Annotated in this window: 1 protein-coding gene; it reads right to left on the bottom strand. The window is 51.6% G+C overall.

Translation table 11 applies throughout. The annotated features are described in order from the left end of the window. On the bottom strand, window positions 1-260 hold a 260-nt coding region (locus tag EOD29_RS31765), incomplete at its 3' end, for a hypothetical protein (protein WP_164763942.1). Between the last annotated feature and the right edge of the window lie 13 nt (window positions 261-273).

The raw sequence follows: 273 nt of genomic DNA, 5'->3' as shown, positions 1-273 counted from the left end.
AGCGCACCTTCAAGGTAAACAACCTGCTGTGCTGCTTGATCGCGCTGCTGACGAAGTGCATTAAGCCTGTCAGTTACTTCCTTCTTGCGAGCAAGAAGCTTGCGACCCATCAGCGTCATTTCAGAGAATCCATATAGGGCCGGAGGCTGCATGATATCGGACTCATATGGAGCTGACATCTTAATCCCACGGCGCTGGGCTTCCTGAAAGAAGAAATAAGCCCCTGGGCGCTGAAGAATGTACTCGTCGCGGGAAGCCATATCGATTCCGAAT

Origin of the sequence: Mesorhizobium sp. M1A.T.Ca.IN.004.03.1.1 (assembly GCF_003997555.1) — a bacterium.
In the GTDB taxonomy this organism is placed as follows: domain Bacteria; phylum Pseudomonadota; class Alphaproteobacteria; order Rhizobiales; family Rhizobiaceae; genus Mesorhizobium.
This window is presented reverse-complemented; position numbering and strand designations above follow the sequence as displayed.